Origin of the sequence: Micromonospora sp. DT231, from assembly GCF_049847025.1 — a bacterium.
Taxonomy (GTDB): domain Bacteria; phylum Actinomycetota; class Actinomycetes; order Mycobacteriales; family Micromonosporaceae; genus Micromonospora.
Genome location: NZ_JBNCNO010000002.1, coordinates 164,605 through 189,412, shown reverse-complemented (window position 1 = coordinate 189,412; position 24,808 = coordinate 164,605). Strand labels below are relative to the sequence as shown.

At 69.6% G+C, this 24,808-nt stretch carries 23 protein-coding genes; 14 read left to right on the top strand and 9 right to left on the bottom strand.

The genetic code is table 11. The features are described from left to right. Window positions 1-65 precede the first annotated feature (65 nt). The 6 genes from ACPXBU_RS05675 to ACPXBU_RS05650 all read left to right on the top strand — a co-directional run bounded on the left by ACPXBU_RS05675 (window position 66) and on the right by ACPXBU_RS05650 (window position 6,568). On the top strand, window positions 66-464 hold the full coding sequence (locus ACPXBU_RS05675; protein ID WP_425756938.1) for a hypothetical protein: 399 nt from the start codon (window positions 66-68) through the stop codon (window positions 462-464). Continuing rightward, window positions 457-1,167, top strand: a complete 711-nt coding sequence (locus ACPXBU_RS05670) for a Crp/Fnr family transcriptional regulator (protein WP_425756936.1) — start codon at window positions 457-459, stop codon at window positions 1,165-1,167. The genes ACPXBU_RS05675 and ACPXBU_RS05670 overlap by 8 nt, the downstream gene beginning before the upstream one ends. 209 nt (window positions 1,168-1,376) lie before the next feature. Then, window positions 1,377-2,030: a hypothetical protein gene (locus tag ACPXBU_RS05665; protein WP_425756934.1), complete on the top strand. Its 654-nt coding sequence runs from the start codon at window positions 1,377-1,379 to the stop codon at window positions 2,028-2,030. 73 nt (window positions 2,031-2,103) lie between these two features. Beyond that, on the top strand, window positions 2,104-4,143 hold the full coding sequence (locus ACPXBU_RS05660; protein WP_425756932.1) for a hypothetical protein: 2,040 nt from the start codon (window positions 2,104-2,106) through the stop codon (window positions 4,141-4,143). A gap of 33 nt (window positions 4,144-4,176) precedes the next feature. Continuing rightward, window positions 4,177-5,160 carry a hypothetical protein gene (locus tag ACPXBU_RS05655; RefSeq protein ID WP_425756930.1) on the top strand — a complete coding sequence of 328 codons (984 nt, stop codon included), beginning with the start codon at window positions 4,177-4,179 and terminating at the stop codon, window positions 5,158-5,160. 7 nt (window positions 5,161-5,167) lie between these two features. After that, window positions 5,168-6,568, top strand: coding sequence for a DUF4407 domain-containing protein (locus ACPXBU_RS05650; protein WP_425756928.1), 1,401 nt, complete (start codon window positions 5,168-5,170; stop codon window positions 6,566-6,568). Window positions 6,569-6,631: 63 nt separating this feature from the next. Here ACPXBU_RS05650 and ACPXBU_RS05645 read toward each other — a convergent pair whose 3' ends face one another. From ACPXBU_RS05645 to ACPXBU_RS05630, 4 genes are read right to left on the bottom strand one after another with little or no spacing between them, the layout of a single operon-like run. Continuing rightward, complete coding sequence (locus ACPXBU_RS05645; RefSeq protein ID WP_425756926.1) at window positions 6,632-8,164, bottom strand: flotillin family protein; 1,533 nt, start codon at window positions 8,162-8,164, stop codon at window positions 6,632-6,634. Window positions 8,165-8,192: 28 nt separating this feature from the next. Beyond that, window positions 8,193-8,714, bottom strand: a complete 522-nt coding sequence (locus ACPXBU_RS05640) for a hypothetical protein (protein ID WP_393367007.1) — start codon at window positions 8,712-8,714, stop codon at window positions 8,193-8,195. Between the two features lie 41 nt (window positions 8,715-8,755). After that, complete coding sequence (locus ACPXBU_RS05635) at window positions 8,756-9,871, bottom strand: TolB family protein (protein ID WP_425756924.1); 1,116 nt, start codon at window positions 9,869-9,871, stop codon at window positions 8,756-8,758. After that, complete coding sequence (locus tag ACPXBU_RS05630) at window positions 9,868-10,386, bottom strand: SigE family RNA polymerase sigma factor (protein WP_425756922.1); 519 nt, start codon at window positions 10,384-10,386, stop codon at window positions 9,868-9,870. The genes ACPXBU_RS05635 and ACPXBU_RS05630 overlap by 4 nt, the downstream gene beginning before the upstream one ends. A gap of 69 nt (window positions 10,387-10,455) precedes the next feature. Between ACPXBU_RS05630 and ACPXBU_RS05625 the strand changes: the two genes are divergently transcribed. After that, on the top strand, window positions 10,456-10,935 hold the full coding sequence (locus tag ACPXBU_RS05625; protein ID WP_425756921.1) for a methylated-DNA--[protein]-cysteine S-methyltransferase: 480 nt from the start codon (window positions 10,456-10,458) through the stop codon (window positions 10,933-10,935). Between the two features lie 18 nt (window positions 10,936-10,953). Here the strand turns inward: ACPXBU_RS05625 and ACPXBU_RS05620 are convergent, their stop codons facing one another. From ACPXBU_RS05620 to ACPXBU_RS05610, 3 genes are all read right to left on the bottom strand, one after another. Further along, window positions 10,954-11,595 carry a hypothetical protein gene (locus ACPXBU_RS05620; protein ID WP_425756919.1) on the bottom strand — a complete coding sequence of 214 codons (642 nt, stop codon included), beginning with the start codon at window positions 11,593-11,595 and terminating at the stop codon, window positions 10,954-10,956. Between the two features lie 164 nt (window positions 11,596-11,759). After that, window positions 11,760-12,839, bottom strand: a complete 1,080-nt coding sequence (locus ACPXBU_RS05615) for an inositol-3-phosphate synthase (RefSeq protein WP_393365019.1) — start codon at window positions 12,837-12,839, stop codon at window positions 11,760-11,762. 23 nt (window positions 12,840-12,862) lie between these two features. Further along, window positions 12,863-13,501: a PadR family transcriptional regulator gene (locus ACPXBU_RS05610; RefSeq protein WP_393365016.1), complete on the bottom strand. Its 639-nt coding sequence runs from the start codon at window positions 13,499-13,501 to the stop codon at window positions 12,863-12,865. Window positions 13,502-13,676: 175 nt separating this feature from the next. Here ACPXBU_RS05610 and ACPXBU_RS05605 point away from each other — a divergent pair, with 175 nt between their 5' ends. From ACPXBU_RS05605 to ACPXBU_RS05595, 3 genes are all read left to right on the top strand, one after another. Then, window positions 13,677-14,126, top strand: coding sequence for a DUF5318 domain-containing protein (locus ACPXBU_RS05605; protein ID WP_393365013.1), 450 nt, complete (start codon window positions 13,677-13,679; stop codon window positions 14,124-14,126). A 197-nt stretch (window positions 14,127-14,323) separates the two neighbouring features. Next, window positions 14,324-17,224, top strand: coding sequence for a transglycosylase domain-containing protein (locus ACPXBU_RS05600; protein ID WP_425756916.1), 2,901 nt, complete (start codon window positions 14,324-14,326; stop codon window positions 17,222-17,224). Window positions 17,225-17,351: 127 nt separating this feature from the next. After that, window positions 17,352-18,860 carry a glycosyltransferase family 87 protein gene (locus tag ACPXBU_RS05595; protein WP_393365007.1) on the top strand — a complete coding sequence of 503 codons (1,509 nt, stop codon included), beginning with the start codon at window positions 17,352-17,354 and terminating at the stop codon, window positions 18,858-18,860. A gap of 94 nt (window positions 18,861-18,954) precedes the next feature. Here ACPXBU_RS05595 and ACPXBU_RS05590 read toward each other — a convergent pair whose 3' ends face one another. Together ACPXBU_RS05590 and ACPXBU_RS05585 are read right to left on the bottom strand one after the other, a co-directional pair. After that, on the bottom strand, window positions 18,955-21,555 hold the full coding sequence (locus ACPXBU_RS05590) for a hypothetical protein (protein ID WP_425756914.1): 2,601 nt from the start codon (window positions 21,553-21,555) through the stop codon (window positions 18,955-18,957). After that, window positions 21,552-22,343 (bottom strand): deoxyribonuclease IV, encoded by a 792-nt coding sequence (locus tag ACPXBU_RS05585; RefSeq protein ID WP_393365002.1) that lies wholly within the window; start codon window positions 22,341-22,343, stop codon window positions 21,552-21,554. Before ACPXBU_RS05585 ends, ACPXBU_RS05590 begins: the two co-directional genes overlap by 4 nt. 637 nt (window positions 22,344-22,980) lie before the next feature. Here ACPXBU_RS05585 and rpsF point away from each other — a divergent pair. The 4 genes from rpsF (at window position 22,981) to rplI (ending at window position 24,633) form a co-directional block, all read left to right on the top strand. Then, window positions 22,981-23,271, top strand: coding sequence for a 30S ribosomal protein S6 (gene rpsF / locus ACPXBU_RS05580; RefSeq protein ID WP_036391391.1), 291 nt, complete (start codon window positions 22,981-22,983; stop codon window positions 23,269-23,271). An 80-nt stretch (window positions 23,272-23,351) separates the two neighbouring features. Next, window positions 23,352-23,891 carry a single-stranded DNA-binding protein gene (locus tag ACPXBU_RS05575; RefSeq protein ID WP_030487687.1) on the top strand — a complete coding sequence of 180 codons (540 nt, stop codon included), beginning with the start codon at window positions 23,352-23,354 and terminating at the stop codon, window positions 23,889-23,891. After that, a complete protein-coding gene (gene rpsR, locus ACPXBU_RS05570; protein WP_051723758.1) occupies window positions 23,891-24,172 on the top strand; it encodes a 30S ribosomal protein S18 in 282 nt (93 codons plus the stop codon). The genes ACPXBU_RS05575 and rpsR overlap by 1 nt, the downstream gene beginning before the upstream one ends. Before the next feature lie 14 nt (window positions 24,173-24,186). Then, complete coding sequence (gene rplI, locus ACPXBU_RS05565; RefSeq protein ID WP_357242916.1) at window positions 24,187-24,633, top strand: 50S ribosomal protein L9; 447 nt, start codon at window positions 24,187-24,189, stop codon at window positions 24,631-24,633. The last annotated feature ends 175 nt before the right edge of the window (window positions 24,634-24,808 follow it).

Below are 24,808 nucleotides of genomic sequence, written 5' to 3'. Positions count from 1 at the left end.
TGTTACGAGTCTCCAGCCTGGCCTACCGTGGTGTCCGGCCTGTCGGTCACCTCTATGGGGGCACAATGGACGTCTCGGAGATCGCCCAGCTAGGTGCTGCGGCACTGATTAGCGCAATGGCCAGCGATTCCTGGCATTTGGTCAGGTCCCGCCTCGCCGAAATGTTCACTCCAAGCGACATGATGCTGTCCCGCATCGACGATGTCCGGGCCGAGATCGTCGCGGACGTCCCTTGGGCGCGGCCCCGGCGCGATCTGCTTCAGGGCGATCTTGAGGATCGCCTGCTGGCGGACGTGGAGCTGCGTAACCGACTAACCACGTTGCTGGCGGAGGTCCAGCCGTCCGTGACACAGGACAGCCGGCGCACCATTCAGCACGCCACCGCAGATCGGGGCGGGACGACGATTCAGGCGGGCCGCGACGTTGTCTACCCTCCAGGTCCACGGCACCGGACAGATGAGTGACGACAGCCCGCAGACGGACTGGCCCCGACAGACCATGCTCGGCCGTCTACACGGTCAAGCACTCACCGAGATCTGCGCAGCGGGCACCCGGGTCGACATCGCGAGTGGGCGATTGGTGTTCCGACAGGGCGATCGGTCCCGACACGTGCTGGTGCTGCTGAACGGCTCGGTCAAGGTCGTCGCGCTCACCGAGGGCGGCTACGAGGCGCTGCTCGCCGTGCGGGTGGGCGGGGAGATCGCCGGCGAGATGGCCGCAGTGGACGGAGATCCACGTTCGGCGAGGGGTGGTCGCCTGCGGCGCGGTGGCCGGACGACGAATCGAGCCGACCGAACTGCACCGGATCGACAAGCTGCACCCGGAGATCGACGCGGAGATACACCGTACATTCAGCCGGAGGCTTCACTGGGCGAACCGACAAAGTATCGATCTCCGCGCCTACGATGCGCCGACCCGAGTCGGCCGAATCCTCGTCTGGTTGGCGGAGATGCACGGCACGCCGAGCCCTCTGGGCCTGGAGTTGGGCTTCCCCTTCGGCAGGGCGAATTGGCGTCGATGGCCGGAGTGGCCCTTCCGACGGCCGAGAAAACACTCCTCGGCCTCGATCAGCAGGGGCTGATCAGCCGTGGTCATCGGCAATTGGTGATCAGGGATCTGCCGGGTCTGCGCAAGGTCAGCCAGATGACAGACCAGATCCCGTACTAATACGGGATTCTCGTCGCGACCGCATCGCAGGGTAGAGATGTTGTCGTTTGTAGGGAGAGGCCGGTCAATTGATGTCTGCTGGATCCTTTGACCGCAGATTATGCGTGTCTGTGGACGCGGAGAGTTACGGAACAAGGGACGACTGGGCGCAGGCGGAGCTACAGGGGCTCCTCGTCGGACTACTCGCTCGTGCTGCGGAAGCCGCTGGTGTGGACCGATCGAGGTGGGTCACCCAGCCCTCCGGCGACGGAGAGCTGGCTCTGGTGCCCCCGGGCAGGAACGAGCCCAGGGTCGTCGACGATTTCGTCCGCCACGTCGACGCCGAGCTTGCTCGGCTCAACCGTCGGCGGGCCGACGGCGAGCGCCTCCGGTTGCGGATCGCCTTTCACCATGGGGTGGCCTATCCCAGCGCGAATGGCTTCGCCGGGCAGGGCGTGGTGACGGTCAGCCGGCTGCTCAACTCGGCTCCCCTGCACCGGGCCCTCACCGCCGCGCCGGCGGCCAACATGGCAGTCGCCCTCTCCGACGACGTCTTCCGGACACTCGTACTCGGTGATCACACCACTCTCACCGAGCGGGATTTCCGCCCCGTCACGGTCACGGAGAAGGAGTATCAGGCCACCGCCTGGGTGCGGGTGCCCGGCACCGACATGCGTCTCCTGGACCTGGGTGAGCACGTGGGGCACTCGGGCCAGGAGGCGCTGGCCGCCAATGGCTCGACCGTCAACCAGGCGGGACGGGACATCGTGTTCGCTGGCGAGGAACGGCCGGTTCGCCGTGAGCCCGGTGTCATGAACGTATTCCACGGCGCGGTCGACGCGAGCCACGCGACCTTCGGGTTCTCCGGTGGCACCCGTGACTGAGTCGAATGGCACACAGACTGAGTCGACCCCGGCGGGGTCTTCGGAGCCCGACGTTTCGACACCGGATCCGGCCATGTCCCCGGCAGCGCCGGCGGCGGAGCCGACCACCGATCCGGACGAGCCGGATGCGCGCGATCAGCGACGTGACGCACGGGTCATCAACCAGTTCTACGGGCAGGTGCATGCCACCAGCGCGACATTCGGGGTGTCCGGCGGGGCGGTCGGCGGGGGGCACGCGTCGGTTGGGCGGCTCCCGGCCGTCGACGTGGACCACGCTTTGCGCTACTTCGCCCCGCCGGACGGGTACGTCCGCGCCGCTGTCCTGCTGCGGGAACAGGGCCTCGTCTTCCTCACAGGGGACGAGGGCACGGGGCGGCGAGCCTCTGCCTTCGCCCTGTTGCGCGACCGGATCGGCACCGACGGCCGCATCAACGGGCTCTCACCCGCGGTCTCCCTTGCCCAACTGGTGGAGTCCGAATTCGTCAGCGGGCGTGGCTACGTGGTTCTCGACTGGCTCGGCGAAAAACGTGACGGTGTCGTGCAGGCGTTCGACGCGGGGCGCCTCGCCGACCGGCTGAAGAGAGCCGGCGCCCACTTGGTCGTGACGACCGATCAGCGCGCCACCGCCCGGCGTGACCTGGGAAGCTTCACGGTCCAGTGGTCCCCGCCAGATCCTTCGTCCATCTTCCAGGTCTATCTGGAGCGTGCGGGCACCCTCGCCGAGGCGGAGATCGATCTCGTCAGCGCCAGGATCGCCGAGCTTCGTCTTCCCGGGGAGGTCGCCCGTCTGCTGGACCGTCTGCCGCAAGGTGTCGGCGCCGCGCTGGCCGAGGTCGAGCACACGGAACAGATCCGGGTGTCGAAGTGGTTCGCCACGACATCGTCGTGGGACGACCTGCTGTGGGTGGGGGCCCTGGCGTTTGCCCATGCGCTCCCCGAACGCACGTTTGAGGAGAAGCACGCTCGCCTGCGCGAGATCGAGCACGCCGAAGACCTCCGTCGGTCCACTCTCGTCGAGGCGGGCACGACAGCCGAGCCCTTGCAGGGACGGCGGACCCTCTACCGTGACGGCGGTCTGGTGGCACGTCGATACGGCGACGATCCCGTTGGCAACGTCGGCTGGGAGGAACGGCGGGTCGTGTTCGTGGCCGACGGCATGCGGGAGCACGTGCTGCGCGAGCTCTACGAATGTGACTATCGGCTCTGGCGCCCACTCCGAATCTGGATCAACGAGCTGGCCGGCAGTGGCAGCGTCGAGGTACGGCTGCAACTGGCCCTCGCGGTGACGTTGCTGGCCCGCGACCGCAATGCCGCCCCGGAGGTTTGGGACATGCTCGGACAGTGGAGCAGGGGCCGAGCCGCCGAACGTTTCACCGCCGTGTCGGCGTTGTCCTTCATGGCCGGCGAAGACGCCCTAGCGCCGGCCGCGCTACGGCTGGTCCTCGATTGGACCGACGGGGCCGGACAGAGCCCGGCAGTGACAGCCGCGATGGCCCTGGGCGGGCCGCTCGGCATGCGTTACCCCACGGAGGCCGAGCGCTGGCTGTGGCACCTCTCCACCCGTGGACGGCCGATTCGACTCCTCGCCGCCCGATCGCTGGGCCTGCTGTTCTGCACCGCCGCCGACGAGTTGGACTCCGCGACACTACTGCTCAAGCGCCTTGTGCTGCGTCTGCGGCGCACGCTGGAGCAGGCACCGGACCCACGGTGGGTGAGTTACGCCGTCGAAACAGTTCTGGAAGTGCTCTCCGCAGAACACCTGGAACATTCGGAACCGGTGGTGGCCCGCCTTCTACGGTTGTGCCCGAGCGCGGTCAAGCCGGTGGGCGTGCTCTGGGCGGAGGTCCTCCGCAGCCTGCCGCACCGCTCCACCGCCATGGACACGCTCAGCGCCACCCTGGAGTCGCTCGCGAAGCACAACGACACCGAGAACGCGGTTGGCGCCCTCGGTGACGTCCTGTGCCGGGAGCTGACGAGCGCCGAGTGCGTACTCCTGCGACGAGAACTGAGCTGGGCATTGTCGTCGCCGGTGGATCCCTCCATCTCTCGCCCGGTCATCGCCGCCCTGCTGGCGGCGCTGGCCGGAAAGGGCGCTCGTCCGGCCCTGGGCTGATTCCTTGTGCGCAGATCCGAAAGAAGGAAACGAATGGGATACCCCGTACTCCTGGAGAAGACCTTGCCGCCGGCGCCCCGTCGCCTGCTCGGACGGCGGAGGAACGCCACCGATCTGCCGCCGCTGCCCCCAGGCGCGGTGTATGTGTTCAAGGTCGACGGCCATCAGCGGCTCTATGGCGATCGGCACATCGACTACGGCGACGAGGTTGTGGTCGACGCCGTTGCGGTCAGCGTGGTGCAGCGACGCACCGCGACCCTGACCAGCCAACTGCCAATTCCGTCGATCAGTGCGGCGGACGAGTTCACAGTAATCACCACGTTCCGCTGCCAGGTGCTTGCCCCGGAGGCGGTCGCCGAGACCGGGTTGACGGATCTCGTCACGGTGCTCACCAACCACCTCTGGCAGGACCGCGAGCTGAAGAACCTCGGCCTGGACTACCGGATCGACGACATAAACGACGTCCGCCGGCTGGTGGACGCTCGAATAACCGCCTACTGCACCCTGGTGCCCCCGTCGGTCCCCGGAATGGCGATCGAGCTGACCTCGGTGATGGCACACCCCTCCGCTGATCTGCGTGACCACGGGCGCAAACTGCGGGACAAACAGTGGGATCAGCAGTTGGGCCGGCTGGACGTGGCGTGGCAGAACGAGGACGTCGAGCGTGTGGCGTCCTTCCTCTCCGCCGGGCCCACGTACGCCGACGCGCTCGGCGTCAGCCGCAACGAGATCAACGTCGGCCAGGTCGCCGAGCGGATGCACGATGCGGAGGCGCTGCGCCGACAGCAGCTCAACGAGACTCTCCAAGAGATGGTCAAACGTGGCTTCTTCGACCGGGTGTCGATAGACCCGGTGCGCCTGATGGACGAGGTGGTCGGGCTTGGCGCCGCCGCGGAGCCTCGTTCGGTTCCGGCCGCCGACGAGCCCGCGCAGCTGCCGCACCGTCGGCGGAGCGTTTCTCAGCAGGGTGAGGACGCTGAGCCGGACTTCATCCCGAACGAGGCCGACATTGACTAACGAGGACATGCGAGCGCCGCGTCACCAGCCCGGTGAGGGTTCGCGGCGCTCGGTCCGGGATCCGTCCCGGCTCCTACGGGCGCTGGCGGGTGTGGACGAGGCGCTGCTGCGAAAGGTCTGGCACGAGCGGGCCCGACACACCGCGCTCGGTGGGGTTCTAGTTGGCACGTCGTTGATCGCCGGATTTTCCATGTACATAGCGATCAACCAGGCGATGGGGCGGACGTCGGCGCTGCACCTGATCCCCGCGCTGCTCTGGTCGCTGTTCATCCTCAACCTGGACCGCCTGCTTGTGACCAGCATGGCCGGCAACGCCAGGCGAATAGGCCCGTTGCTGATGCGGCTGGGCGTCGCCCTGATGTTCGGATTCATCATCGCGGAGCCACTCGTCATGCGGATCTTCGAGACGGCCGTCGAGGAGCACATCAAGGCCGACCGCAGCAAGCAGATCGACACGCTGCGGACCCGTCTCATGGCCTGCAACGGTGAGCAGAGCGCCACCGCCGCGAACACCACGATCACACCGGAGTGCCGGGAGTACACCTTGTCGTTCCAGACGACACCGGCATCGATGAGCCGGGAACTCGCCGGTACCCGGGCCGAGGCAGCAAGCCTCCAGGACATCATCAATCGGGATGGGGCGCAGCTCAACCGCCTCCGTGACAACGCGGCCAAAGAGTGTGCCGGCGGTCGCGGCACCGGTTTCACCGGGCGGCCCGGCGACGGACCACGTTGCAGGCAACGCACCGCGGACGCGAACGAGTTCGCCCGCACCCACCCCATTGCCGAACAGGGGCAGAAACTCAGCGAATTGCGCGGCCGGATCGCGGAGTTGGAACGCGGACTCGGTAGCGCGGTGCTCACCTTCGAACAGGCACGAAACGGTCTCGTCGAGGCCCGGCTCGAAGAGGAACGCAGTCATCAGGGGCCCATCGGGTTCCTTGAGCGGATGGATGCCCTGCATGTACTGGCGGGAAGCAGTTCCGCGCTCTTCGTGGGCACCTGGGCGGTCCGGCTGTTCTTCGTCGCCATCGACTGCCTGCCCGTCGTGATCAAGTTCTTCGGCGGCAGCAGCACCTACGACAACCTCTACCGGATCAAGAGTGAGAGTTCCCATCGGGTCTTCGCCGACCAGGTGAACACCGAGGAACGCAGAGTCACCGACGCGTACGCCGCCGAGCGCGACGGCATCGACAATCAGGCGAGGATGCGGCGTGCGGAGCACGACTTGCACCTCCAGGAACACCAGGTCGAGCTCAAGGCGCGCCTCGGAGCCGCGGTCAGCGCGTACGCCGCCGACCTGCTCCGCGAGCCGACTTCCCCTGCGGCGAAGGCACCACCGAGGACGGCCGAGGAGGCCACTGCCGGTACGGGCTCGGCCGGCGTCAACGGGCGTTCGCTGATCTGACCCGTACCGACGTGACGGGTGCCGCCCACGAGAGGGGCGGCACCCGTTGTCGGAGGAGACGGGTCAGCGGGTCTCGACGGCCGTTCCGTCCACGGACGCGCCTTTGCCGGCCGACGTGCCGTTGCTGGTCGACGTCGACGCCGAGCCGAGCCGAGCCAGCAGACCGGCCAGGTCGATGCCGGTCAGGTCACTGCCGAGTTGGAGCCCCTGGGCCACGTTGCCGGCCACCGACTTCGTCAGCGACGACGCGCCGTCGGTCGAGATGACGGTCATCTTGTCGATCGCCCCGATCGGCGCGCTGGCCGCCTCCACCACCTGCGGCAGCACCTTGACCAGCAGGTCCAACACCGCCGCCTCCCCGTACGCGGCGAACGCCTCGGCCTTGCGCGCCATCGCGTCCGCCTCGGCCTCACCCCGGGCGAGGATGGCCGCGGCCTCGGCCTGACCCTCCCGCTCCACCGCCTCGGCGATCGCCGAACGGCGGCGCTGCTCGGCCTCACCCTCCTTGGCGCCCTCGATCGCGTTCGCCTCGGCGAGCGCGGCACGTCGGGCCCGCTCGCCCTCACCGGTGAGCCGCGCCTGCTCGGCGGAGGCCTGCGCGGCGGCGATCACGGACTGCCGCTGCGCGTCGGCGTGCAGCACCGCCGCGGCGCGGGACGCCTCGGCCTCCTGCTCCACCTTGTACCGGGCCGCGTCGGCGGGCTTGCGTACCTCGGTGTCCAGTTGGCGCTGCTTGAGTTCGGCGTTGCGCTCGGCGACCTTCTGCTGCTCGGAGAGGATCGCCTGGTCCCGCTCCGCCTGGGCGAGCGGCCCGGCGGCCGCGGACTTCGCCTTCGCCGCGTCGATCTCGGCCTGGATGCCGGCCTGCTTCAGGGACAGGTTCCGGTTGGCCTCCGCGATGGCCTCCTCGGCGAGCAGGCGTTCCTGCTCCGCCTGCTGCCGGGCGCGCGCCTCGGCGATGGCCGCGTCCTTGAGCACCCGGGCGGCCTCGGGCCGGCCCAGGTCCTGCAGGTAGGAGCCCTCGGCCAGGATGTCCTGAAGCTGGAAGGTGTCCAGCACCAGACCCTGGTTGGTCATCGAGTGCTCGGCCTCCTCGGCGACCGCGTTGGCGAACGCCGCCCGGTCCCGGATGACCTCCTCGACCGTGAGGCGGCCGACGATCGACCGCAGCGCGCCGGCCAGGACCTCCCGGGTGAAGTTGTCGATCTCGTCCTGCTGGTGCAGGAACCGCTGGGCGGCGGCCCGGATCGCGTCCTCGGTGCCGCCGACCTTGACGATCGCCACACCGTGCAGATCGGCGCGGATGCCCTGCTTGCTGACCGCGCCCCGGATGCCGACGTCGATGCGTCGGCTGGACAGGTCGAGCGACTGGAGCTTCTGCACCACCGGCAGCACGAAGACCGAGGCGCCCAGCACGACCTTCTGCCCGGAGTTGTCGGTCGACCGGCCGCCGTCGGCGGTCTGCGTGGTGCGGCCCTTGCGGCCGGTGACGATGAACGCCTCGTTCGGCCCGGCCACCTTGATCCGGGAGAGCACGAAGAGCACCAGGATGAGCGCGAGGACAACCGCGCCACCGATGGCGATGAGCAGGGCCATATCAGGAGTCCCGTCTACGAGGAGTGGATCAGTAGGTCTCGACGTGCACGCTTGTCTCGCTCAACGCCTGCACGACGAAGACCTGGGCGCCGAGCGGGATCGGCTGGTCCGCGCGGGCGCTGAGCTTCACCGGTTGGCCGGCGAGGCGAACGCGGACCTCGCCGTACCCGTTGGCTGGCACCGGGGTGACGACCAGGCCGAGCGCGCCGACCAGGTCGTCACGGGTGGGGGTGGGATCGGTGCGCATGTTCCGCGCCGCCCGGCTCAGTCGAGACGCCAACCACGCGGTGGGCACGGCCGCGAGCAGGCCGCCGGCCGCCGCGCCCGCGATCAGTGCGGGGGTACGCGCGCCGAGCAGCTCGTTCACGATCGCCCCGCCGAACCCGAACGCGCCGGCGAACCCCGCGACCGTCTCGGTGGAGATCGGCCCGTCCACGTCGGCGTGCCCGAAGTGCAGCAACTCGCTGCCGAGCAGGGCGAGCGCCAGAACCCCGACACCCGCCCCGCCGATGATCAGAAAGATGAGCGTTCCCGTGGCCACGACCCGCACGGTATCGACGTCGTGCAAAGGTCCATGATCGGCCGAACGGCTCAGCGTGGCGCCACGCTCACCTCCAACTCGGCCAACTGGTCGGGCAGTGGCTGGCGGATCAGCTCACGACCCGTCGGGTCGGCGAGCACGAAATCGCCCGACTCGTCCGGCGGCCGATAGAGCAGCCGGTCGTCGCCGACCCAGGTGACGTCGGCGGTGGGCAGCGGGTTGACAACCCGCCCGGTGGACGTCTCCACCAGCAGCGGCTCCTGCTGGCCCTGGACGACCGCCAGGGTGCCGTCCGGCGACCAGGCCCACGGCCCGGCCGGGTCACCGGGGAGCGGCTCGAACCGGGTCGGTAGGCCGTTCTCGGCGGAGAACATCTGCACGCCGCTGCGGGGGTGGCGGACCGACTCGGACCGGGCCTTGCCCTGCGCGGTCTGCTGCAGTGCCACCTCCCGGCCGTCCCGCGTCCAGACGAAGAAGCAGTGGTCGGTGCAGAAGTAGCGCTGCCGGGACACCGGGTAGGTGCGCTTCGTGCCGTCCCGCTCGACGACGACGAAGCCGAAGTGATCCCTCTGGTCGGTGGTGAACAGCAGACGCCGACCGTCCGGTGACCAGGCCGGGCGGGTCAGGGCGCGGCCGACCTGGTGCCAGCGGGTCTTACGGGTGGCCAGGTCGATCAGACCGACCTCGCGTGGACGGTCCTCCTCGACGACGGCGACCAGCGAACCGGTCGGCGCGGGATAGATACCGTCGTAGCGGTTGGTGGCCACGTAGCGGCCCCGGCCCTGGCTCCGGTCCAGCAGAAAGCCGTTGCCCGACCCACCGGTGAGCTGTGCCCGGGTCACCACCCAGTCGCCGGGCAGGACCAGGGGCGCAACGGTCCAGTTCGCACCGGGGGTGGGCCGTACCGACGGCGACGGGCCGGCGGTCGCGGGCGGCGTCGCCGGTGGCGTCGCGGGGAGTGGGGCCGGGCGGGGCCGGAGCAGCACGAACGGCACGGCCACCCCGACGACCGCGACCAGGGCGGCCGCGCCGGCGGTCAGCCGCCGCCGCCGACGCAGCCGGCGACCCCGACCGATCGCGCGGACGGCGAGGTCCGGAGCGGGCGCGGCACCGTCGGCGAGGTCGCGTACGGCCCTGCGAAGCGTCTCGTCCAGTCGCGTGGTCATCGCGTCACCTCCGAGCGGCTGGTCAGCTCGTCCAGCCCTGGCACCAGGCGCCGGAGCCGTGCCAGTGCCTTGGCGCTCTGGCTGGCCACCGTGCCGGCACGGCAGCCGAGCAGCGTCGCGGTCTGCTCGACGCTCAGGTCCTCCAGGTAGCGCAGGGTCAGCACGGCCCGCTGCCGAGGTGGCAGCGCCCGCAGCGCCCCCAGCAGCAGCAACCGCAGGTCGGCCTCCTGGCCGCCGTCGCGGTCCGCCGGCCGCTCCGGCAACTCGGCCACGGGCACCTCCACGCGCCGTGCCCGTCGACGCCAGCCGGATACCTGATCGTGGTAGAGGATGCGCTTCACATACGGCTCGGCGTCACCCCTGATCCGCGGCCAGCGGGCGTACGCCTTGGCCAGCGCGTTCTGCAGCAGGTCCTCGGCCGCGTGCTGATTGCCGGCCAGCGCGTACGCGACGCGCAGCAGAGCGCCGCCCCGCTCCCGAACGAACATGGTGAACTCCCCGTCGATCTCTGCCACCGTCCACCTCCGTAGCTCAGACGCCCGGCGGAGGGGAAACTTTGCCTCACCGCGCGGGACAATGTCGGGATGAGGTGGACTGTGCTCGACTCGCCGATCGGCGAGTTCTCGGTCGGCACCGAGGTCGAGGGTGTTCGTGCGGCGCACTTCGGCAGGGTGGAGTCGGCGACCGACGAAGCCGGTGACGACACCGCCCGGCAGGCCGTCGCCGAGCTGCGGGCGTACTTCGCCGGCGAGCTGACCGCGTTCACGGTACCGATGTCGCAGCCGGGCGGCTCGGCGTTCGAGCGGGCGGTGTGGCGGGAGATGACCCGCATTCCGTACGGCGAGACGCTCACCTACGGCGAGGTGGCGCGTCTGCTCGGCGATCCCGGGGCGGCACGAGCGGTGGGCGTGGCCTGCAACCGCAACCCGATCCCGGTGCTCGTGCCGTGCCACCGCATCGTCGGCGCGGGCGGAAAGCTCGTCGGGTTCGGCGGCGGCTTGACTCGCAAGGTCAAGCTGTTGGAGCTGGAGGCCGGGGTCGCGCTGCGCCACGCCTGGTCCTGAGCGGGCCCCGGCGGCGCGTCACTCTCTGCCGGATGGCGAGTCCGGGCGGCCGATGGGTTCACCTTCGGAAACCATCGGCACGCTGACCTCGGGGTAGGCGGGGTCGACCCCCCACCGCCGGAAGAATTCGTTTGCCGACGGCAGGGCCAGCAGCACCAGCGCGACGGTCACCGCCAACGGCGCGCCCACGCCCAGGATGAACAGCACGGGTTCCAACCACTCCGGCATGCGGTCCCGGGCCAGGGCGGTGATCCGGTCCAGGTTCTCGTCGGAGTACATGAACGAGAGCGGTCGCGGTGACCGGGCCACGCCGACAGTGGCGCAGCACGCGAAAAGGGGTGCCGCCACCCAGGAGGCGATCCGTGCCCCGTTCACGCCGACGGCGTTGACGGCGCTCAGCACGAGGAGGCCGATCGCCAGCACCGCGGTCAACAGGTCGGCCCCCAGTACGGCGACGCTGCCCACGGCCGCGAAGGCCACCCCGCTCTCGGGTTCGAAGGACTCGGCGGCGGTTTCGAAGAACGCCTGATGCCAGTAGGTGAGCGGCAGCACCGCCAACTCCGCGACGGCGGCCAGCGCCAGCAGCAGGCAGGAGATGGTGACGATTCGGGGTCGCGGCGGTCGGGCCGGACCGCCCCGGGGTGTTGGCGTGCCTGTCATCTCTTGCATGATCCAAGTGTCGGACGAGGCGACGGCCGTCTGCTGTCCCGAAGTCGGTGGCAGGGATCACCAATCTGTCGCGTACCCGTGAGATGTCGAGCTGGACGCGGCGAGGGCCGGGTCCCGACGGACCCGGCCCTCGGCCGTGCTTGCCGCTCAGCGGGTCAGCGCTCGACCTCGCCGGCGATGAACTCCTCGACGGCCTGGTGGGCGTCGTGGTCGGCGTACTGCACCGGCGGGGACTTCATGAAGTACGACGAGGCCGACAGGATCGGGCCGCCGATCTTCCGGTCCAGCGCGATCTTCGCGGCGCGGACCGCGTCGATGATGACGCCGGCCGAGTTCGGCGAGTCCCACACCTCGAGCTTCAGCTCGGCATTCAGCGGGGTGTCACCGAACGAACGGCCCTCCAGGCGGATGTACGCCCACTTGCGGTCGTCCAGCCACGGCACGTGGTCCGACGGGCCGATGTGCACGTCGCTCTTGCTCATCTCGTGCGGGATCTGCGAGGTGACCGACTGGGTCTTCGAGATCTTCTTCGAGACCAGCCGCTTGCGCTCCAGCATGTTCATGAAGTCCATGTTGCCGCCGAAGTTGAGCTGGTACGTGCGCAGCAGCTCGACGCCGCGGTCCTCGAAGAGCTTCGCCAGCGCGCGGTGCACGATGGTGGCGCCGACCTGGCTCTTGATGTCGTCGCCGACGATCGGCAGGCCCGCGTCGGTGAACTTCTGGGCCCACTCCGGGTCGGAGGCGATGAAGACCGGCAGGGCGTTGACGAACGCGCAGCCGGCGTCGATCGCGGCCTGGGCGTAGAACTTGGCGGCCTGCTCGGAGCCCACCGGGAGGTAGCAGACGACGACGTCGACCTGCGCGTCGCGCAGCGCCTGCGCCACGTCGACCGGGGTGGCGTCGGACTCCTCGACGATCTCGCGGTAGTACTGGCCCAGACCGTCGAAGGTCGGACCGCGCTGCACGCTGACGCCGGTCGGCGGCACGTCGCAGAGCTTGATGGTGTTGTTCTCGCTGGCGACGATCGCCTCCGCGAGGTCCATGCCCACCTTCTTGGCGTCCACGTCGAACGCCGCGACGAACTCCACGGTGTTGACGTGGTAGTCGCCGAAGGCGACGTGCATGAGACCCGGGACGCGGTCGTTCGGGTTGGCGTTCCGGTAGTACTCGACGCCCTGAACCAGGGACGAGGCGCAGTTACCCACACCGACGATGGCGACGCGGACGGAGCCCATAGCGTCTGCCTCCTTCTTTTCTGTCACGGCCGCTCATTCCTGGTCTCTCCAGGCGGAGGCGGGCTGTTGTCTTCTCGTCGGCCGCCGGCCGTCCCGATGTCCGGGACCGTCGGGGCTCGGCCGGAGCGCTCGTTGGCGATGAGCTCCTCCAGCCAGCGGACCTCGCGCTCACAGGCGTCAAGGCCGTGGCGCTGTAGTTCCAAGGTGTAAGCGTCGAGGCGCTCGGCTGCCCGGCCCAGCACGTCGCGAAGCCCTTCGCGACGCTCCTCGATCTTGCGGCGGCGACCCTCCAGAATGCGCAGTCGGGTCGCCTGGTCGGTACGGGCGAAGAACGCGAAGTGCACCCCGAAGCCCGTGTCGTCGTACGTCTCGGGCCCGGCCTGTGCGATCAGCTGGGCGAAGCGTTCCTTGCCGTCCGCGGTGATTTTGTAGACCACCCGACCTCGTCGGCTGGTCAGCGCGGGAACCTCCTCGGCAGTGGCGGGTGTCTCAGCAGCTTCGGTGATCCAACCCGCCGCCTGGAGCCTGCGTAGGGTCGGGTAGAGCGAGCCGTAGCTGATCGCCGCCCGGATCGCGCCGAGTTTGGCGGTCAGCTCCTTGCGCAGCTCGTAGCCATGCATCGGAGACTCCTGCAGGAGGCCGAGGATGGCGAACTCGAGCACTGGCCACCCTCTCTTTCCCCTCCGGCGTGGAGCGGTAACCGCCGCGATGTATCGGACCGATACATCGCACGTTAGCGGGTCGCGCCGGCCAGGGCAAACCCCCGATCCGAGACGTCCTCGTCACGGATCGTGAGCATGGTCGCCTGCTCGGGCCGGACCGCGTACCCTTCTCCGCATGCGTACGCAGCGCCAGGTCGTGGACTACTCGCTTCAGAAGCGAGCAGTGCTGCGTGAGCTCCTGGCCGGCCGGGTCGGCACGTACGACGTCTGCGACGCGTCGCCGTACCTGAAGAACGCCGCCCGGTTCCACGGCGAGCCGACCGACCGGCGCTGCCCGATCTGCCGCAGTGAAAACCTGACCCTCGTCCACTACATTTACGGCGACGAGCTCAAGCAGTCCGCCGGGCAGGCACGGACACTTACCGAGTTGCCCGTGTTGGCGATGACGCTGCGTGAGTTCCAGGTCTTTGTGGTGGAGGTGTGCCTCGGCTGCGACTGGAACCATCTCGTCGAGCAGTACCTGCTCGGCCGGGACGGTCTGACCGGCGACAGCGACGGCACCGGCGAGCAGAGTGTGGCGGCCGTCGACGGTGTAGGTCGGCGGAGGCGAGAGGCGCAACGGTGATCGCAGCTGGTTGGACCGGCCCCGGGGCCATCGACAGAACCCGGGACGGCCAATCGCTCGATAGTCCGATTGGCCCGATTGATACGGCATTGACTTCGGCGAGGCGGCACCCCCGTGCCGCTGTCCCGGGTGAAGCAACTCACGGCAACCCGGTGGCGGCGCAGTCGCGCCCCACCGCGACCGGCAGGGTGTGAGGAATGAACTCGTACGGCGATCCCAGTTCTGCGCGCGGACGGGCCCAGTACCCGGGCCCGGCGGGCGACTCCGGGGCGGGCGCGGACGACGCGTACCGCCGGCCCGGCGGTGACTCCCGCGGAGGTGGCTGGTCGGCCTCGGAGGGCGGAGCGGCAACACCGGGTCGCGCCTCGGTGACGCCGCCGGCCGCCGGTGGGCGGGCCACGGTCGGCGGATCGGCCTCGGTGCCACCGCGCGGTGGCGCGGCCGCCGGATCCGCCTCGGTGGGCTCGGCGGCCCCGGGCCGACCGGGACGTGCCTCCGTGCCGGTGTCCCCGGCACCCGGAGCGGCCGCCGGCCGCGCTGGCGCCGGACGGGCCGGCGCCGGACGGGCCGGCGCCGGACGGGCCTCGGTGCCGGTGTCCCCGGCACCCGGAGCGCCCGCGGGTCGGGCGGTGGTCGGTGCCGCCTCGGTCGGATCCGCCTCGGCGGGGCGCGCCAGCGTCGGCTCCGCGTCGGTGGGTGGCCGGGCGGCGGTCGCCCGAGCGAGTGTCTCCCCGGTCTCCGGCGGGCCGGGTGGGCCGGGTGGCCCCAACGGTCCCGGTGGACCCAACGGCCCGGGCCGGGGCGGTCGTGGTGCGGGCGGCGCGGGTGCGGCGCGGTCGAAGAAGCGCAAGCGGATGAACCTGCTGATCGCCGGGGTCGCGATCTTCATCATGCTGGCCGGTGTCGGCGTGGTCGGGTTCACCTACTACTCGACGAACGTGGTCATGCCCAACGAGTTGCCGCTGCCGCTGTCCACCACCGTCTACGCCAAGGACGGCAAGACGCAGTTGGCCAAGCTGGGCAGCGAGAACCGCACCTTCGTCACCATCGACCAGATCCCGGTGCACGTGCAGCACGCGGTGGCGGCCGCCGAGGACCGCAACTTCTACCGGCACTCCGGCGTCGACTACAAGGGCATCGTCCGGGCCGGATGGAACAACATCTCCGGTGGCGACAAGCAGGGCGCCTCGACCATCACCCAGCAGTACGCCCGCAACGCGTTCGAGAATCTCCAGGACGACTCGTACGGCCGGAAGGTGAAGGAGGCCATCCTCGCCTCCAAGCTGAGCGAGCAGTACGACAAGCCGGAGATCATGCAGCACTACCTCAACGTCATCTACTTCGGACGCGGTGCCTACGGCATCGAGGCCGCGGCACAGACCTACTTCGGCAAGGCGGCGAAGGACCTGACCGTGGGCGAGGGCGCGGTGCTCGCGGCGGTCATCAAACAGCCGAGGCCGAGCGCCACTCACAAGGGCTTCGACCCGGCGGAGAACCTGCCGGATGCCAAGTCGCGGTGGGACTACGTGATCGGCGGCATGAAGAAGGAAGGCTGGGTCGACGCCGCGGGGGAGCCCGCGTCGCCGACCGAGTACCCGAAGGTGCTGCCGCCGAAGAAGGGTGGGAACGGGTTCGGTGTCGACAGCCCACGGGGCAACGTCATCAACTACGTCCGCGAAGAGATGGACGCGATGGGCCTCTGCTCCGACAACGGCGCGGAGGGCAAGAGGAGCTGCGTGGACGCGCTGCGCGACGACGGCTACCGGATCACCACCACCATCGACCCGAAGCTGCAGACCGCCGCCGAGAACACGGCGATGCAGTCCAAGAAGGGCTCCGAGCTCAACGACCAGCCGAAGAACCTGATGGCCGCGGTGGTGTCGATCGACCCGTCGAAGGGTCGCGTGCTCGCCTACTACGGCGGTGACAGCGGCGCCGACTTCGACTACGCCGGCAAGAACACCGACAAGAACGGCGACCTGACGGGTGGCCACCAGCCGGGCTCGTCGATGAAGGTGTACACCCTGGCCGCCGCCATCGAGGCGGGCATCTCGGTCAAGTCGCACTGGGACCCGACGCCGTACAAGCCCAAGGAGTCCAGGGACACGATCGGCAACGCCGGCCGTACCAACCTCAAGTGCGGCAAGTACTGCACCCTGGAAGAGTCGACGATCCAGTCGTACAACGTGCCCTTCTACTGGGTCGCCGACACGCTCGGTGCGGACAAGGTCGTCGACATGGCCCGGAAGGCCGGCGTGACCACCATGTGGGGCGTCGACCCGCCGCAGGCCTTCGACCTGTCGAAGAAGGGGCCGAACCCGTTCGACCAGTACACCGGTTTCGGCAAGTACCCGATCACCGTGTTCGACCACGCCAACGCTTTGGCCACCTTCGCCAACGACGGCAAGTACATCAAGGCTCACTTCGTCATCAAGGTGGAGCAGCAGGACAAGGACACCGGCAAGTGGAAGGTCGTCGGCAGCGAGCGCATCAAGGTGGATCAGCGGATCCCCAAGAAGGTCACCGACGAGGTGACAGGTGTCCTGAAGCAGATCCCGCGCGTCAACAGCATCTCCCTGGAGAACGGCCGCCAGGCCGCCGCCAAGACCGGCACCTGGGAGTACGACAAGGACGACAACTCGCACGCCTGGACGGTGGGCTACACCCCGCAGAACGCCACAGCGGTGTGGGTGGGCAGCCGCGACCCGAAGCATCCGGAGATCCGGCTCGCCAGCGGCAAGGACATCGGTGGTTCGACGCTCCCCGGCCCGATCTGGGAGAAGTACATGAACACCGCGCTCAAGGGCCTGGAGGAGATCCCCCTGCCCAACGTCACCGGCGAGGGTGACGTCACGAAGGGCAACGGCAAGGAGCCGCCGCCGACCCTCCCGGGTCTGCCCGGTCTCCCGGGTCAACCGGGTGTTCCCTGCGACCCGCTGACCGACCCGTTCTGCACGGTCCCCGGCGGCAACCCGGGTGGTAACCCCGGCGGCAACCCGGGTGGTAATCCCGGCGGGCCAGGTGGGCCGGGCGGGCCCGGTGGACCAGGTGGTGGTGGCGGCGGACTGCTGCCCGGCGTACCGCCCAACCGGGACTGACCCCCAGCTCCACACGACGCCGCCGCCGGCCGGACGACCTGTTCGGCCGGCGGCGGCGTTTCCGTACCCAGATCTCTCCGCGTCGGGACAGGACGGGTACCCCGGTCATACGGCAGGATGCCTTTTCATGAGCACCCAGTCGACGCCCGGCATCGACGACGCCGGAACCACCGACCACCCGTCCCGGTCCGACGGGTTCGTCCGCGGCCTCTCCGGCGCGATCGGCGGCCCACTGGGCGACCACGCGACAGCGCTGGACCGGCCAGCCGGCCAGGAGCGACGCTTCTGGACCGCCGTCCGGATCGTGCTGGCCCTGGCCTGCCTCACCCTCGCGCTGCACTGGGTGCAGAAGTCGCCCTGCCAGGACGGCGCCTGGCAGAACAACGTCCAGTACAACCGGTTCTGCTACACCGACGTCCTCGCCCTGTACTACGCCGAAGGGCTCAACGAGGGCAAGGTTCCCTACCGTGACCACCCCGTGGAGTACCCAGTACTGACCGGCTACTTCATGGGCGCGCTGGGCCTGCCCGTGCACGCCGTGGGTGACGGCGACCCGAGCATCAACCAGGGCCAGTGGTTCTACAACCTGAACGCGCTCGTGCTCGGCGCGCTCGCGGTCGCCACGGTGGCGGTGATCCTGGCGCTGCGCCGCAGACGACCCTGGGACGCCGCGTTGTTCGCACTCGCCCCGGCGCTGGTGCTCACCGCCACCGTCAACTGGGACCTGCTGGCCATCGGGCTGGCCGCCTTCGGCCTACTGGCCTGGGCCCGAAAACGACCTGCGGTCGCCGGCGTGCTGCTCGGGCTGGCCGGCGCGGCGAAACTGTGGCCGCTGTTCGTGCTCGGGCCGATCCTCGTCCTCGGACTACGGGCCGGCCGGCTCCGTGCCGCACTCACCGCCGTCGGCACGGCGGTCGCCGCCGTGGTGCTGGTGAACCTGCCCGCCGCACGGGCCTACCCGGACAACTGGGACCGGTTCTTCGAGCTGAACACCACCCGGCCGATCGACTGGGGCACCCTCTGGTACATCGGGCGCTACCTGGACGGCAAGGTCGGCAACGACCCCGGCCAGCTCGGCCCGTTCGAGTGGCTGAACGCCAACATCCCCACCCTCAACAACATCTCGTACGCGCTGTTCGGGCTGGCCTGCCTCGGGGTGGCCGTGCTGGCGTTGCGGGCACCGCGCCGACCGCGGCTGGGCCAGCTCGCCTTCCTGGTGGTCGCGGCGTTCCTCATCTTCAGCAAGGTCTGGTCGCAGCAGTTCGTGCTGTGGCTCCTGCCACTCGTGGTGCTGGCCCGGCCGAAGTGGGGAGCCTTCCTGGCCTGGCAGATCGCCGAGGTCTGCTACTTCGTCGCCTTCTACGGTGAGCTGCTCGGCGCGGCGACCAGCCGCCCGGTCTTCCCGGAAGGGGTGTTCGTGCTGGCCTCGACGTTGCGGCTGACCACAGTGGTGGTGCTCTGCGTGCTGGTGGTCAAGGAGATCCTGCACCCCGAGCGGGACGCCGTGCGGGCCACCTACTCGGACGACCCGGACGGCGGCGTCCTCGACGGCGCACCGGATGCGCCGTGGCTGGACCGCTGGCGCCGCCGCCCGACGACAAACGAACCCGAACCCGAGCCCGCCGCGGCCACCTGACAGTTGGGCCGAACTCGGCCCGCACCACGTCAGGAGTTTTCGGGGGAGCCGCCTGGAGCCGGTTGGGGCTCCCCCGAAAACCCGCCCCAAAGCGTCACAGGCGATAGACGACAGCGTCGCCGACTTCCTGCCGGGTGATGCCGAGCGACTCGACAGGCGCGTCGATGGTGATCTCCCACGGCGTGCCGGCCACCTGGCCGCGCAGCAGCACCACCGTCCGGACGCCGAGCGTGCGCAGGTAGTCGACGCTCGTCTGGTTGGGGAACGACTGACTCACCCGACGGACGTCGTCAAGCTGACGGGGCGTGAAGCCGCTGCCGCCGTTGACCACATCGGGGAACCCGCTGGTCGACCAGAGCATCACGTGCTGGTCCAGGTTCTGACTGCTGGGCAGCACCAGCAGAGGCCCCTCGGCCGCCCGCAACGCGGCCGGCTGGGTCGGCACCACCGGGTGCGGGGTGTTGTTCAGCCCCTCGACGGTCACCAGCAGCAGCGGCAGCAACGTGGCCATCCGCAGCCACGGCCCCGGCCACGACGGGATCCGCTGCGCGGTCAGCTCGCGGACCCGATCGGTGAGCGCGGTGACCGCTCCCGCCGCGAGCAGGCCCAACAACAACGTGGTCCACAACATCAACCGACCGGGGGTACGCAGAGCACTCCAGCCCGGCACGTGCTCGAAGAGCGGCACGTAGGTGAAGGTGCCGTCGAAGAACCGGGTGCCCATCGCGAAGGCCATCGTCACCAACACCCCGGTGAGCAGCAGCAGTCGGTGCCGCAGCCGCCAGACCGAGAAGAACAGCCCACCCAGGGCGAGCGCGTAGAGCACGTAGCCTGGCAACAGCGTCATCTCCGGGTGCCACGGCAGCGCCGCGCGGGCGCCCTTGTGCAGCCCACCCCAGATCAACGACTCCGCGGGTGACGTCACGAAACCCGACGCCGGCGGCGAGAAGACGCCGACGTCGTCGATGGTGCGCTCGGCGTACGGGTGCAGCTCGGTGACCCGGAAGAACGGGAGCGCCAGGAGCACACCCACACCGGCGAACAACACCCCACCGAGCAGGTTCGCGACGAACAACCGGCGACCGAAGGGCACGGCCTGGCGGGTGCGCAGCCGCCGTACGAAGAAGAGGACGACGGCGACAAGCACCGCGCCACCCAGGAAGTACGCGAACGGCAGCCCGATGCCGAAGCCGAGGCTGAGCTGCCAGGCCGCCACCAGCCAGCCGCCGTAGACCCAACCGTCGTGCCGCCGCTCGGGGCGGTAACCGTGCCGCAGAGACCAGCCGTGCCCGCGCGCCAACATCGCAAACGCCAGCGGAATCCCGCCGTTGGAGAGCACGTGCAGGTGCCCGGCCTGGGACAGCAACCACGGCGCGTAGGTGTAGGTGACACCGGCGACGGCGGCACCGATCCGACCGGCGCCCAACTGCCGAGCCAGGGCGTACGCCCCGAACGTGGCGAGCGCGTGCGCCAGCACGAACATGATGTTGTAGCGAAGAATCGCGTCCTCGGGGCCGCTGCCGAGCATCCCGGCCGGGGCGTACCCGAGCAGTGTGTCGGAGAACGCGAAGCTCCACAGCTCGGGGAAGAACGTGTTGGACTGCCACAGGTGCGCCGGGTCGGTCAGCAGGATGTGCCCGGACCAGGCCATCTGCCAGGCCTGCAGGCTCGGGTCCCAGTAGTCCTGCGGGAGTGTGTAACGCGGGTAGCGCAACGTCGGCCAGGTCATCAGCACGGCCAGCGCCAGCGAGCCGAGGGCGGCGAGCGTCCACTCGTGGATCAGGAAGCGGCCGACGGCCCGGCTGGCCCGGCTCACGATTGACGGTTTCGGCTCCGGAGCGGAAGCGAACGCCTCCCAGCGATCCGGGTCGGCCGGCTTGGCCTCGCCATCCGGACCGTTGGCGTCGCTCGCCTTCGCGCTCTTGGCCGTGCCACCGCTCGTGGCCGCGTCGTCCTTCGAGTCGCCGTCCTTCGAGTCGCCGTCCTTGACCGGGTCACCGTCCTTGACCGGGTCGCCGACCTTGACGGCGCCGGCCTTGGCGCTGTCCCCCTTGGCCGCTTTGCCGCGCTTGGTCAGGCGGCTGATCCAGCCGCGCTTCGGTGCGTCCGTACCGGCGACGTCCTGGGCCGCGTCGATGGTCTTGCCCGTGTCGCTGGTCTTGGCCGCGTCGCTGGCTTTGGCTGTGTCGCTGGTCTTGCCCGTATCGCTGGCTTTGGCTGTGTCGCTGGTCTTGCCCGTATCGCCGGCTTTGGCTGTGTCGCTGGTCTTGGCTGTGTCGCTGGTCTTGGCTGTGTCGCTGGTCTTGGCTGTGTCGCTGGTCTTGGCCGTGTCGCTGGTTTTGCCTGTGTCGCTGGTCTTGGCCGTGTCGCTGGCTTTTCCCGTACCGCTGGTCTTGGCCGCGGTGTCCTTCTCGGGAGCGGGTTCGATCTCACCGGTGGCGGCGCTGGCGTTCGTGGGCCTGCCGTTCCTCGCCGCTTTGGGCTTCGCGTCGTCGGTCGGGCGCGGGGACCGCTCGGCGCTTTCCGCGGTCGTCGCGGCCGATGCCTCGGCGGATTCGGGCGCCCTGTCGGTGCCCGAGCTGTCGGCCGGCTGGGTCGGGCTGGCCGTCGTGGACGCGGTGGCGGGTTGGTTCTCGGCTTTCGCGCCGGTGGGGGCGGGCCGGGCCGCGCCGGTCCCGGGCTGTCCGGTCGTCATGCTTCCGGGCTCTCCGTCCCGAGCTGCTGACGGAGGAAGTCGATGTCGGCGGTCTGACCGGCCACACCTCCCGGTGTCTCGACGACCACCGGCGCCCCGGCCGCCCGAATCACCGCCACCACCAGTTCCGGGTCGATCGTCCCGCCGTCCAGGTTGTCGTGCCGGTCCTGGCCGGAGTTGAACGCGCCCTTGGAGTTGTTGGCGTGGATCAGGTCGATCCGTCCGGTGATCGCCTTGACCCGGTCGACGAGCCCGAGCAGCTCCTCGCCGCCCGCGTACGCGTGGCAGGTGTCCAGGCAGAAGCCGACCTCGTGGTCGCCGATGGCGTCCCAGAGTCGGGCGAGCGCGTCCAGTCGGCGGGCGCACGCGTTGTCGCCCCCGGCGGTGTTCTCGATCAGGACCGGCACGCCGAAGCCACCGGAGTCGGCGGCGTACGCGAAGGTCTTGCGCCAGTTGTCGAAGCCGACGGCCAGGTCGTCCCCGGCGTTGACGTGCCCGCCGTGGACGATCAAGCCCTTGGCGCCGATGGCCGCGGCGGCGGTGGCATGCCCGAGCAACAGCTTCCGGCTCGGAATCCGGATGCGGTTGTTGAGGGTCGCCACGTTTATGACGTACGGCGCGTGCACGTAGAGGTCGACCTCGGCCGCGCGCAGCCGCTCGGCGTCTTCCCGGGGCTTGGGCGCCTTCCACCCCTGAGGGTCGGCGAGGAAGAACTGCACGGTGTCGGCGGACCGGGCGGCCGCCTCCGCCAGCGGGTCGGTCGAGTCGACGTGGGCTCCGATACGCATGCGAGCGAGCCTACGTCGCGGGCCGGACCGCCGCCGCGACGGTCGGGGCGGTGTCGTGGGGCGTTGACGTCACCGCTCGGACCGACGGTCGTTGATGGGATTGAACCGGCGACCACAGCCGGGTCAGCCGGCGGCGCGAGCGCCGCGTACGGCGACCGGGGTCGACGGCCGACAGCGAGGTTGCCTCCGCCGCGCGGCCCGGCGCGGCGGGGGCGGCCCCCTCGTCGGGCGGATTCCGACCGACGAAGAATCCGGGAAATTTGTGCTTTTTGCTCCGACAAGGTACGAGAGCTGTTGTATCGTCAGATAACAACACGATAAAGCTCCGCGGGGCGTCTCCAGTCCAACCTCATCGGTGTGGTCGTTCCTCCCCAGGTCCCACCCAAGGAATGCGGACGGGACGCCCCGCGGCCTCGTTGGACGGGGGTCCACCACCGATCGGTAACGGTCGGGCGGTGGACCCCCGTCAGCGTGTCCGGGTGCTGACCCGGCCGCCCCGGGCATGATCGTTCGGACCGGGTATCCTGGTCCGGTTGTCCGCGTCCGGCCGAGTTCCCTCGGCGCGAGCGGGCAGCGACACAAGACCTCCTGCCACGGAAGGACCGTGGCCGCTTAGCCCACAGGAGGTGAGCACGTCTTGCGTCACTACGAACTAATGGTCATCCTCGACTCCAGCCTCGAGGAGCGCACCGTCGCACCGTCGCTCGACACGTACCTGAACGTGATTCGGACCGCGGGTGGCTCGGTTGAGAAGACCGACGTGTGGGGCCGTCGGCGCCTCGCGTACGAGATCAACAAAAAGGCCGAGGGCATCTACGCCGTCATCGACCTGCAGGCCACGCCTGCTGCGGTGGCCGAGCTGGACCGTCAGCTGCGCCTCAACGAGTCCGTGCTGCGCACCAAGGTCATCCGACCGGAAATGCGCTAGAGCATCCAACCCCGGTTCGTCCGGATCAGCCTCCGCGACTCTGTCGTACGGCTCTGCGAGCCTGTACGACGAGACGCTGAGTGCGCGAGGAGATGGTCATGGCAGGAGACACCACCATCACGGTCATCGGCAATCTGACCGATGACCCCGAGTTGCGGTTCACCCCCTCCGGGGCTGCGGTCGCCAAGTTCCGAGTCGCTTCGACGCCCCGTTTCATGGACAAGGCGTCGAACGAATGGAAGGACGGCGAGCCGCTGTTCCTCGCATGCACCGTGTGGCGGCAGGCCGCCGAGCATGTCGCCGAGTCGCTGCAGCGTGGCGCTCGGGTGATCGTGTCGGGCCGGCTGCGTCAGCGGTCGTACGAGACCCGCGAGGGTGAGAAGCGCACTGTCATCGAGCTTGAGGTCGACGAGATCGGCCCGTCGCTGCGCTACGCCACGGCGAAGGTGCAGAAGATGTCCCGCTCCGGCGGCGGTGGCGGCGGCTTCGGTGGCGGCGGTGGCGGCGGTCAGGGTGGCGGCGGAGGCAACTTCGACGACCCCTGGGCTTCGGCTGCTCCCTCTCCCTCTCCCGCGCGTGCCGGTTCGGGCGCCAATTTTGATGAGGAGCCACCGTTCTAATGGCGCCTAGCGCTCGCGATCGCAAACCAGGAGCACGTGCAACGGCCAAGGCTGCGGCACTGCGCAAGCCCAAGAAGAAGGTGAACCCGCTCGACAAGGACGGGATCGCCTACATCGATTACAAGGACACCGCGCTGCTGCGCAAGTTCATCTCCGATCGCGGCAAGATCCGCGCTCGTCGGGTGACCGGCGTTACCTCGCAGCAGCAGCGCCAGATCGCCCGTGCGGTCAAGAACGCCCGTGAGATGGCGCTCCTGCCGTACACGGCCACCACCCGCTGAGAGGAGGCACCGATATGAAGATCATCCTGACTCAGGAAGTGTCCGGCCTCGGTGCCCCGGGCGACGTCGTCGAGGTCAAGGACGGCTACGGCCGTAACTACCTGCTGCCGCAGGGCTTCGCGATCGCCTGGACCAAGGGCGCGGAAAAGCAGGTCACCGTCATCAAGCGAGCCCGTGGGGCTCGCGAGATCCGGGACCTCGACCACGCCAACGAGGTCAAGGCTCAGCTCGAGGGTCTCAAGGTCAACCTGAAGGTCCGCGCCGGCGACGGCGGACGGCTCTTCGGCTCGGTCACTCCGGCCGAGATCGTCGACGCCGTCAAGGCGGCCAGCGGCCCGGTCCTCGACCGTCGCCGACTGGAGGTGCCCGGTCACATCAAGTCGACCGGCACCTACCCGGTGAAGATCAAGCTTCACCCCGACGTGACCGCGTCGTTCAACCTGAACGTCCTTCAGGGCTGACGTCCGCAACACCACCACGAGGGCCCGCACCGAGCGATCGGTGCGGGCCCTCGTGCGTACGTCGTCCGCCCTCGCTCCTGCCTGCCCGCGGCCCGGCCTGCCCGCGGCCCGGCCTGCCCGCGGCCCGGCCTGCCCGCGGCCCGGCCTGCCCGCGGCCCGGCCTGCCCGCGCCCCG